This window comes from Phyllobacterium sp., assembly GCF_037994425.1.
GTDB lineage: Bacteria > Pseudomonadota > Alphaproteobacteria > Rhizobiales > Rhizobiaceae > Phyllobacterium.
This window is the reverse complement of the sequence record NZ_JBBNAM010000159.1, coordinates 1-10,441: the sequence shown is the minus strand read 5'-3', so window position 1 is coordinate 10,441 and position 10,441 is coordinate 1. Positions and strand designations below refer to the sequence as shown.

At 56.9% G+C, this 10,441-nt stretch carries 8 protein-coding genes, 1 tRNA gene and 1 pseudogene; 4 read left to right on the top strand and 6 right to left on the bottom strand.

Annotated features, from left to right (window positions below; genetic code table 11):
- The first annotated feature begins 94 nt into the window (after nucleotides 1-94).
- The gene (gene mnmA / locus AAAB35_RS12000) at nucleotides 95-1,285 is read left to right on the top strand and encodes a tRNA 2-thiouridine(34) synthase MnmA (RefSeq protein WP_340668511.1); all 1,191 of its coding nucleotides are present in this window, start codon (nucleotides 95-97) and stop codon (nucleotides 1,283-1,285) included.
- 72 nt (nucleotides 1,286-1,357) lie between these two features.
- On the opposite strand, the gene AAAB35_RS11995 is transcribed toward mnmA, so the two are convergent.
- Both AAAB35_RS11995 and AAAB35_RS11990 read right to left on the bottom strand, forming a co-directional pair.
- The gene (locus AAAB35_RS11995; RefSeq protein ID WP_340668513.1) at nucleotides 1,358-2,479 is read right to left on the bottom strand and encodes a DegT/DnrJ/EryC1/StrS aminotransferase family protein; all 1,122 of its coding nucleotides are present in this window, start codon (nucleotides 2,477-2,479) and stop codon (nucleotides 1,358-1,360) included.
- A 154-nt stretch (nucleotides 2,480-2,633) separates the two neighbouring features.
- Nucleotides 2,634-3,617 (bottom strand): Gfo/Idh/MocA family oxidoreductase, encoded by a 984-nt coding sequence (locus AAAB35_RS11990; RefSeq protein WP_340668512.1) that lies wholly within the window; start codon nucleotides 3,615-3,617, stop codon nucleotides 2,634-2,636.
- 252 nt (nucleotides 3,618-3,869) lie between these two features.
- On the opposite strand from AAAB35_RS11990, the gene AAAB35_RS11985 reads away from it, so the two are divergent.
- Nucleotides 3,870-3,946, top strand: a tRNA-Met gene (locus AAAB35_RS11985).
- A 113-nt stretch (nucleotides 3,947-4,059) separates the two neighbouring features.
- Here AAAB35_RS11985 and AAAB35_RS11980 read toward each other — a convergent pair.
- A complete protein-coding gene (locus tag AAAB35_RS11980; protein ID WP_340668510.1) occupies nucleotides 4,060-6,234 on the bottom strand; it encodes a heavy metal translocating P-type ATPase in 2,175 nt (724 codons plus the stop codon).
- 66 nt (nucleotides 6,235-6,300) lie between these two features.
- Between AAAB35_RS11980 and AAAB35_RS11975 the strand changes: the two genes are divergently transcribed.
- Together AAAB35_RS11975 and AAAB35_RS11970 are read left to right on the top strand one after the other, a co-directional pair.
- Entirely contained in the window at nucleotides 6,301-6,726 is a 426-nt protein-coding gene (locus AAAB35_RS11975) for a helix-turn-helix domain-containing protein (protein ID WP_340668509.1), read from the top strand.
- 382 nt (nucleotides 6,727-7,108) lie between these two features.
- Entirely contained in the window at nucleotides 7,109-7,417 is a 309-nt protein-coding gene (locus tag AAAB35_RS11970; protein ID WP_340668507.1) for a hypothetical protein, read from the top strand.
- 219 nt (nucleotides 7,418-7,636) lie between these two features.
- Here the strand turns inward: AAAB35_RS11970 and AAAB35_RS11965 are convergent, their stop codons facing one another.
- From AAAB35_RS11965 to AAAB35_RS11955, 3 genes and pseudogenes are all read right to left on the bottom strand, one after another.
- Nucleotides 7,637-8,527, bottom strand: coding sequence for a ParB/RepB/Spo0J family partition protein (locus AAAB35_RS11965; RefSeq protein WP_340668506.1), 891 nt, complete (start codon nucleotides 8,525-8,527; stop codon nucleotides 7,637-7,639).
- A gap of 39 nt (nucleotides 8,528-8,566) precedes the next feature.
- A complete protein-coding gene (locus AAAB35_RS11960) occupies nucleotides 8,567-9,118 on the bottom strand; it encodes a recombinase family protein (RefSeq protein ID WP_340668505.1) in 552 nt (183 codons plus the stop codon).
- A 583-nt stretch (nucleotides 9,119-9,701) separates the two neighbouring features.
- Nucleotides 9,702-10,441, bottom strand: a pseudogene (locus tag AAAB35_RS11955) (hypothetical protein); the annotation flags it as partial.

Genomic DNA, 10,441 nt, shown 5'->3' with positions numbered 1-10,441 from the left:
CCGCACTTCCTGTTGGCAGACACGGCCAATTCACCTATATAGGGCCGACAACAGTGCTGCGCCTTTATGCCGCTGCAAAGAACCGGATCCGTTTATGACCTTGAATAGCCTCGATCTGCCGGGAAAGCCGGAAGACACCCGTATCGTCGTTGCCATGTCTGGCGGCGTGGATTCTTCCGTTGTCGCAGGCATCCTCAAACGTGAGGGCTATGATGTCGTCGGCGTGACGCTCCAGCTCTACGATCACGGAGCCTCGACCCACCGGGCCGGCTCCTGCTGTGCCGGTCAGGATATCGAGGATGCGCGCCGCGTTTCCGAGCGTCTCGGCATCCCCCATTATGTCCTCGATTACGAGGCGCGTTTCCGTGAAGCGGTGATCGATCCCTTTGCGGCAAGCTATGTCAGCGGCGAAACCCCGATCCCTTGCGTTTCCTGCAATCAGACCGTCAAGTTTGCCGACCTCCTGCAGACGGCCCGCGATCTCGGCGCCGATGCGCTGGCGACCGGCCATTACATCCGCAGCCATGCCAACGGCGCGCACCGTTCCCTCTATCGCCCAGTCGATACGGACAAGGACCAGAGCTATTTCCTGTTCGCAACAACCCAGGAACAGATCGACTATCTGCGCTTTCCGCTTGGCGGAATGACCAAGACCGAGACCCGCGCCATCGCCGAGGAACTTGGCCTGACCGTCGCCAACAAGCAGGACAGCCAGGATATCTGCTTTGTCCCGCAGGGCAAATATTCGGACATCATCTCCAAGCTGAAGCCCGAAGCCGCCAATCCCGGTGATATTGTTCATATCGACGGGCGCGTTCTCGGGCGGCATGAAGGTATAGTGCATTATACCATTGGCCAGCGCCGTGGCATCGGCGTTGCCACCGGCGACCCGCTCTACGTCATCCATCTCGATGCCAAGAATGCGCGCGTCGTCGTTGGTCCGCGTGAAGCGCTTGAAACGCACAAAGTCTTCCTGCGCAACATCAACTGGCTAGGCGACGCCCCCCTTTCGGCGATCCCCGCTGGCGGTGTCGAGGTCTATGCCAAGGTCCGCTCGACCCGTCCGCCACGCCCTGCCGCGCTCCATCACCATGCCGGCGAGACCTGGGTCGAGCTCGTCGACGGCGAAAGTGGTATCGCTCCGGGCCAGGCCTGCGTGCTCTACTCGGATGACAGCAATACGGCCCGCGTCTTTGGCGGCGGCTTCATCGGCCGTTCAGAACGCGCCCCGCAAGCCGAAGCCATGCTGAAGCGCCTCGCCCAGCAGGGCCACGCTGCCGCCTGAGGGGCTTGTTTTCCGACCCGTTGAGATGGATCCTCGAGTCAAGCCCGAAGATCCAGAGAGAGCGCCTGATCCTCAAGCCTTCTCGTAAAACCCGCGGATCGTCCCGATAATTCGATCCTGGTCCGCCTCGCTGAGATAGGGATGCATCGGCAGGCAGAGAATATTCTTTGGAAGTGTCTCCGATACGGGCAATCCGCCCGGCGCGCGCACGTAGTGTTCATACGCCTTCTGCAAATGCAGCGGCTTCACATAATAGATGACCGAAGGAATGCCGTTGGTCTGAAGGTGCGCCTTCAATGCGTCGCGGTTATCCGTTTCGATCGCATACTGGGCCCATGCTGAGCGTGAACCTGCTGGCATGTGCGCGACCTTCACCACATCCTTCAGACCATTGGCATAGCGTTTCGCCACGACCTGACGCGTTTCCATCTCGTCCTCGAGGATGGCGAGCTTTTCGATCAGCACTGCGGCCTGGATCGTGTCGAGGCGGGAATTCAGACCTATACGGACATTGTCGTACTGGGTTTCGCCCTTGCCGTGGAACAGCACGGAGCGCAAAACCTCGGCAAGCGAAGCATCATTGGTAAACATGGCACCGCCATCGCCGTAACATCCGAGCGGCTTTGCCGGATAGAAGCTTGTTGCCGCGACATCGCCGAACGCGCCGCACATGGCATTGTCGCGCTTGCCGCCGATCGACTGCGCCGCGTCCTCGATCACGAAGAGGCCTTCTTTCGCGGCAATCGCGGAAAGCGAGGTGTAGTCGGCGGCAAGGCCGAACAGATCAACGGGAATGATAGCCTTTGGCTGAAGGCGGCCTTCCGCGCGCACGGCGGCAATCGCCGCTTCCAACTGCTCGACATTGATGTTGTAGGTGTCGGGGTCCACATCGATGAAAACCGGCTCGGCACCGGCAAGCGCCACCACTTCCGCGGTCGCCGCAAAGGTAAAGCTCGGGACGAACACCGCATCGCCCGGACCGATGCCTTTTGCCATCAGTGGCATCAGCAGTGCGTCGGTGCCGTTGGCGCATGCAATTACGTGCTCGACGCCGACATATTCTGCGAGACGCTTTTCAAATTCGGCGACTTCAGGCCCGAGGATGTACTTGCCTTCACGAACGACCTTGGCGATCGCCGCGTCGAGTTTGCTGCTAATCCGTTCACGCTGTGCGCCGAGATCGATGAACTGCATCATTGCTCCAATATCAAATACGCTCGCGAATCCACCGCGAGCGACAGTCAAGGCAACTGTTTAGGTGGGCAGCCAGTGGACTGCCAGACGTCGCCATTCAAAGTTTGTGCGGCCTTGTAACAACGCTTTATGTCGAGTGCAATCTTCGCGCACATCAACCGTAGGCTGGGGTATCGCGTTTCGGCTCGGTATGTGCCACGGTCCCGGCTGTCAGGATGCGCAGGACACGGATCGCCTCTTCGCCATCGGTCCGCGGCTGCTGGCGCGTCTCGATGCTCGATATGAAATTCTGCAATTCGCGCGTCAGCGGCATGCCCTGCGCGACCTTGATGTAGGTCGGCTCCTCCGTAGTCGATGCCCACGCTCCGTTATCCTGCCAGATCGAATGTTTGTAGACGGCAAGTTTCTTGTCCCATTGCTCCATGTCGTCGAATACGGCCATGGCTTTGGTCCCGACAACAGTCAGCCGGCGCTCGCGATAGGGATTAAGGCGCGATGCAAAGAGATGCCCGCGCACATTGTTCGGGAAGCGTAGGTGCAGATGGGCAAAGTCGCTCAGGTGATCGAGCACCGCCGCGCCCTCGCCGCGTACTTCCAATGGCTCAGTGCCGGTGATCGCAAGGATCATCGACAGATCGTGCGGCGCAAGATCCCAGAGGGCATCGTTCTCCGTATGGAACTTGCCGAGGCCGAGACGGTGCGAATGGATATAGCGAACGTTGCCGAGGTGGCCTGCCTTGATCAGTTCGAGCAGCTTCTCAAAGGCGGGATGAAAGCGCAGGACATGCCCAACCATGAAAATGCGGCTGTTGTCATGCGCCGCCTTTACCGCGGCTTCGGCGTCGGGGACGGTGAGGGCGATGGGCTTTTCCACCAGCACGTCCTTGCCGTTCCTGACCGCCTTGATCGCCGCCTGCGCATGAAACTGCGGCGGTAGCGCCATGACGATTGCGTCGACATCGGGGTGGGTAAAAATTTCATCGGCGCCCAGGTGAAGAACATCTTGCTCGGCAGCAAAACCCGCAGCGCGATCGCTGTTTTGATCGGAGACGGCATAGAGGGCGCCGAGGCTTTTTAGTGTACGGATATGGTTGCTGCCCCAATAGCCGCAACCAAGTACTGCAATCCGTGGAGCCATCTTTTCAGCCTTGTTCATGTCGGCATCCAATATCTGGAGCAAGAAACGATGACAAGTCCCGGAACCCGGCAATTCCATGTCGCGGATTGGAAATATCGGTGCACAATTCTCACAGATTGAAGTGCGATTGGCTTGGAAGATCGCTTGACAGGCAGTTTCTCCACACATATACCCCGCCCGTCCCTGTCGATTGACAGCGCGTTCCCGGTATAGCTCCAGAGGCAGACCATCGTTGGAACGCATGGCATATGGGGCGAAGTAGCTCAGTAGGTTAGAGCAGAGGAATCATAATCCTTGTGTCGGGGGTTCGAATCCCTCCTTCGCTACCATTTTCTTAAACTATAGCAAATTCAACATGTTAGGTGGCATACGCCTACCAAACCTACCAAGATTTCCTACCAACTATTTTTTCACGCGAGACCATCGTACTGACGATCCAATCCTATGTCTCCGTCGTCTGGCCTTTCCAACCCAACAACCTCATGGCATTCGCTGTCACAATGACGGTCGCCCCGGTGTCAGCAAGGATGGCGGGCCACAGTCCCGTGATCCCAACAATTGTGGTGATTAGAAAGACGACCTTCAGACCCAGTGCCACTGTGATGTTCTGGTGGATGTTCCCCATGACCTGCCTCGACAGATCGATCATGTTCCACACATCGATGACGCGGCCATGCAAAATGGCTGCATCTGCAGTCTCCAATGCAACGTCGGTACCGCCGCCCATTGCAATTCCAACATCGGCTGCCGCAAGCGCGGGTGCATCGTTGATGCCATCGCCAACCTTGGCCACGATGAGGCCCTCACGCCTCATTTCGCCCACGATCCGTTGCTTGTCCTCAGGCATGAGCTCGGCCTTCGCTTCAATGCTTAATTCAACCGCAATGGCCTCTGCGGTTCTACGGTTGTCTCCGGTCAACATGACGGTACGAATGTCGTTCCTCGCGAGCAAGTTGAGACCACGAGTAGCGTCTTCTCGAGCTTCGTCGCGCATGGCGATGGCCCCTGCCACTGTGCTTTCGACAACCAAGACCGACACAGTCTTCCCGTCATTTTGAAGTCGCTCGATCAGCTCAGTCTGCTTCGCCAATAATGCTACCTTCCCGTTCGCTGCCTGAGGTGAGCCAAGGAATACGGTCTCGCCACCGACCTTGCCTTCAATGCCGTGTCCAGCCACCGCCTTTGCTGCAGTTGCGGGTGGTACAGGAGCCTTGTATTCCTTCGCCCTCTCTAGGATTGCCAAGGCCAGCGGATGACTTGATCCAGCCTCCAGCGCTGCTGCCAATGAGAGAACCTTGGTTTCCGCTGTACCGAACGACACAACGTCGGTGACCACAGGCTTCCCACCCGTCAGTGTTCCCGTCTTGTCGAACGCGACTGCAGTGATCTTGCCAAGTGTCTCAAGGACGGCCCCTCCCTTCAGAAGAAGACCCCGTCGCGCCCCTGCTGACAGTCCTGCCGCAATTGCAGCTGGTGTGGAGATGACAAGAGCGCATGGACAGCCGATCAGCAGGATTGCGAGGCCTTTGTAGATCCATTCAACCCAAGAACCACCCATCACCATGGGAGGGACAACAGCGACGAGGGTCGCGACAACCATGACGCTTGGTGTGTAGTAGCGCGAGAACCGATCAATGAAACGCTCAGTTGGAGCTTTGCTCTCTTGAGCTTCTTCTACGAGGCGCACCACTCGGGCAATGGTGTTGTCAGCGGAAGTCGCGGTGACACGAATACGCAGCAAGCCATCCGTACTGATGGTCCCTGCGAAGACAGTATCCCCAACACTCTTCCGTTTCGGAGTACTCTCGCCGGTCACAGGTGCTTCATCGATTTCGCTGGTGCCTTCGGTGATGTCACCATCAGCGGGTATCCGGTCGCCTGGACGAGCAAGCACGACATCACCTATCGCCAACTTGTCAGCAGCAATGGAAACGGTCTGTCCCTCTCGTTCAACCATAGCTGTCTTCGGTACAAGGTTGGCCAACCCCTGAATACTAGCACGAGCCCTGCCAGCTGCGACGCCCTCAAGAAGCTCGCCGACGAGAAATAGGAACACAACTGCTGCTCCTTCTTCGCCAGCCCCAATGATCACAGCCCCAACAGCGGCAATTGTCATCAGCATCTCAATGGAGAACGGAGTACCGGCAAAAGCCGCCGTCAGCGCCCTACGAGCAATTGGCACCAGACCCACCAGCATAGCGACGGCAAAAGCCCACTGAGCAACATCCGGCACAACCTTACCGACCACATAGGCGACCATGAGTGCTGCACCGCTGGCGATAGTCAAAAGCGCCTTCTTGCTGCGCCACCAACGCGCCAATGTAGGCTCGTGATCGTGGCCGTGAAGACCTGAAAGAGTGTCCGCGTCCCCTGCGCTCTCCTGAACAGCACTGTCACCAATCGGAGCTACCTTGTAACCCAGTCTCCCGATGCTCGTCTGCAGCCCTTGCAAGTCAGCCTTGACACCATGCTTCACTGTCATAGTGCCAGTACTAACCGAGACTGAAACGTCCTCTACGCCTGAGAGCCTCCGCGCAGCCGTATCGATCTTTGACGCGCAGCTAGCGCAGTCCATTCCTTCTACGCGAAATCTCGTCTGCGTTGATGCAGTGTCCATTGGTCAGCTCCATTGACTTTTTCGCTACCAAGCCTACATCCTCTAGCGACTAGAGGAGCAAGAGCAATGTCGGAGCAAATTTCGATTGGTGAAGCTGCGAGACGCAGTGGTGTGAAGGTGCCAACGATACGATATTACGAACAGATCGGCTTGCTACCAGCCCCTGAACGTACCGAGGGTAATCGAAGGAACTATAGGGCGGATGAGGTACAGCGTTTGGCTTTCATTCGCCATTCACGAGAGCTCGGCTTCGGGATCGATGCTATCAAGACATTGCTGGTTCTGCAGGACAACCCAAACCAGCCCTGTGCCACCGCTGATCACATCGCCAAAGATCGCCTTCGTGACGTCGAACAACGAATACGCAGCCTCAATGCCCTAAAGCTTGAACTGGAAACAATGGTCGAGGAATGCAGCCACGGACGCGTCAAGGAATGCCGCGTAATCGAAACGCTCGCGCACCACGACAGGTGTGTTCACCAGACACATTGAAGAGAGGGTTAGTCAGACTGCATCAGGCGACTGATAGGTCATGATGAGCGATGAGCAGTTCCGTCGCCCGCTCAACGTCCTTGCCGAGATGCCTAAGAACCTGTCCCCTTGATCGCGGGTAGACGTGAAGCTCGGTAGGCCCTCCGACCCCTGCGGTCCATCTCTTGTGCGTACCAGATGAAAGCTTGTGGACCAGCTTCGCCATCTGTACGCGCCGGTATTCCGACTTGCTGTCAGGCTGGAGGTCAGCTTGGATGGTGAGCGCGACCGTTAGAGAAGCCTCAAGAACTCGTCGTGGGTCAATTTTAGCCTTCCTGAGCCTAGCCCATGCTGCCTTCGCGCGTTCCTCGGGTGACAGTCCACGCAGCCTGAAGGCCTCGACATGCGGACCAGCGGCATTGTAGAGCGTCTCGATCCGAACGATGGCATTCTTGACCCACGGATCGTCCTCGTGGTCCTTCAGCCATGCTCTTGCCCTCTTCCGATGCGGAGCCAGCTCCTTGGTGCTGTAACTACTCTTGTACGGGGAACCATGGCGACTGTGGTGATCGGCATGAGCCCTACAAAAGAAGGTATCCAGACCGTCCTGTGTGCCGGCCCTCGAAGGCTTGCCGCATCCTACAACACGACAGCTGTGGAACCTGAAGTCTGGTTCGTTGGCGCGAGCCTTCACCTCTGCGTTACGATTTGACTTCACGATCCTTGCTCCAAATGGAATTCGTTGCTGTGTCGACCACGATATGTCCTCAACATGGCCACCCCGCGTCTGCAAGCGCCCGAGCATCAATCTTGGAGGAATGCCCACCCTGCGGACGTCACCTGCAATGAACTTGATTTCTCTCGTTGATTTTGTTGACTTAATATCGTCAAGCCCTATGCGCGCACATGCAAGGCGGTGTAGGGGCCACTATTAGAAATCGCTCGTACCCTGATCTTCCCATTCAATTGGTCCGTACGTATCTCCGAACCCTTCAATGGCTTCGACAATGCTCTGGGTCTTCACTATGGAAGCGAGCGCAGCAACAACAGCCACTGTTCTTAGCTTCAGACTATTTCCGAATGTCTTCTTGAGCCGCTTGGCGTAGTCTTCGATCTGAGCTTGAAGCATGTCCTCGGTCCATTCGGGACGTTCTCCGCCCCCACCCTCAAGGAGTTCCTTCGCCTCATCAAGCGATCCAAAGTCATGATCAGCCCCATGCTCTTTGACGAGTGCGGTGTGCATCTTACGAAGTTTCGAGATGAACGCAGTTCCCATTCCCGACCACTTGGCTTGTTCCGGTATCGAGCCGTGTCGCATCTTGACGAGCTTCCACGCAGCTTCGTGCCGTTCCCACTTGGTCAAAGGAAGTCTCATACGGGTGTTCCCATCGAGCCCGGCGACCACAGCATCCTTCAAGGTGCCACCGATCCTCACGACAGGAATTTGGTCTACCTTGGCATTCTTGTAGGCAGCGTAGCGATGATGTCCGTCAACAACATAGTCCACGCCAGCCACCTCAAATACCACGATGGGCTCCAACCGATTGTCCCCAGTCAAGCTCAATGCCTTCTCCAGATCGCGAACGTGTTCCTCATACCCACCCACGTCGTCATGGGTTCCCTTGGTCCTACTGGAAAAGAGCGACGGTAATCTCTTCAGTGACCGACGTGCAACGATGGCTTCTCCAAGAGGCTTCTTGGTTCCGGCGTATTCATGCTCAGCCTTAGCCAGCTCGGTGAGTGCCTCGTTGAATGTCTTCATAATCCTGGTCTTCATCCTTCTGAATACGGCGATGGTCGTTGACCTCGCGGTTACAGCCAATGCCACCGCCGGTCCAGCTGCATCTTGCCACACGTGAACTCAGTCAAGTGCCCTGTAGACACTCCTTTCGCTAATCCCAAGCTGTGCCGCTATGGCCGCTCTGGTCATTCCTTGGTCCACCATAGTTTTGATCTGGTCTCGCTGGTTCATGGCCTTCGGCTTACGCCCTGTGTACCGGCCCTCAGCCTTGGCAGCTTCAATGCCCACGCGCTGCCGTTCCAACATCATGGTCCGCTCGAACTCTGCGAACGCACCGAACATCTGGAGTGTAAGCCGTCCTGTCGCTGACTTCGTGTCCACTGTGTCGCCATTGAAGTCTAGGATGCGGAGGGCAATGCCGCGCTCATCCAGATTGCTCACAACCTCAAGCAGGGTCCGCAGGTCTCGGGCAAGGCGGTCCATCTTTGTCACAACGAGCGTGTCACCTTTACGGACGAAACGCAGCGCTGCGTCCAACTGGTCTCGCTGCTTGGCTCCCGACGCGTGTTCCTGAAACACTTCCTCGCACCCTGCCGACTTGAGCTTCGTGATCTGGTCTTCAAGTCCTGCCGTCTGGTCCGGGGTCGATGTTCTCGCGTATCCCGTCAACATGTCGCGTGCCTTCCAAGCTGTGCCTAACCCTGACATTAGGGTCTAGAGCCCAGCTTATGACACTGCCAAAACTCCAAGTCAACCCTATTGTCATGCCCATCAGCAGCCAAACCTGCCACACTAGAGACACTGCCAAAACCTTGCCCTAATGGCAGAGCACTCGTGCGAGCACTCGCATGGTTGCGCATTGGCTCGCCAAGGCTGCGTAAGCACGCGATCATCCTATTTAATTGTGGATCGGAGATTTTCGTATCAATTCAGTCAGGATGCTTCACAATGAACGGTCATGAACCAACAGCGATACATACTCAAAAGAGAATTTGACGGCGCTTGGGCCGTGATTGATAGAGAGACCGGATTGCCTCCCATGATTAACCTTTTCATCGCCGTGGGACTGTCTGTTGAGGAAGCTACCGAACTGGCCGATCATTTGAACAGGTCCCAGTCTTAACTAGGTCAGCCTACGCCGGTCAGCCTTGGGCCAACCAGTGCCGCCCACGTCCCGCCACGGTTCCCCAAGGTGCCATTGGGCAAGCAGGGGGCACGGGGGGTCTGGCGCGGTCATCTCTTCTCATGATGCCACTTAAGACTTTTTTGTCGAAACATTCCGCCGCGCTATCCCAATTCTAACTGCTGGGTAAGGGTGTGGTGTTTCGTTTGGGGTGCCTGGGTGATAGTCCAGAGCGACGCAAGCGTCAGTGATCAGGAAACAATTGAATACAGTACCAGCGAGGAACTGCTCAAGACACGCTTTCGTAAGGTGCATCCCGTCGGTGCGCACCACCAACAAGTAGCGGTCATATGGCCCACCCTTAAGCTTGGCAGGCTTGTCCTTGCGCTTCACAATTTCCTGTAGCTTGCTGATGAAGTCGTCGCGGGTCCATACCTTGTGGACCATTGGTCCGCCGTTCGCTCGTTGCTCGAGGGTTGGCTCGTCAGCGAGTTCGACTAGCTCGATCCCCCACCGTTCACCGTTGACCACAGCTTCGCAGTCTGGCGGGTCGTCCCTGCCGCGATGGGTCAAACCAGCATGCTCCAGCCCTAGGGCGTTGAGGGCGTTCGCGGCGTCATCCAACTCTCCATGATCCCTGCTGTTCCTCGATTTAAATTGAAAGCCCCCACCCTTCCTCAGGTCCATTTCGACCCGCTTCAGCCCCTCAAGTTCACTCTCGTCATCATCTGTCGTCATGGGGCTTTGGCCTGCTGCCGGTTTCATAGACACTGAGTTAAGGTGTTCTGCATGAAACCGGAGAGTATGAATGCAAAGACGAAAGTTCAGCCGCGAATACAAGCTTGAAGCGGTGAAGCTGGTGAAGGAGCGTG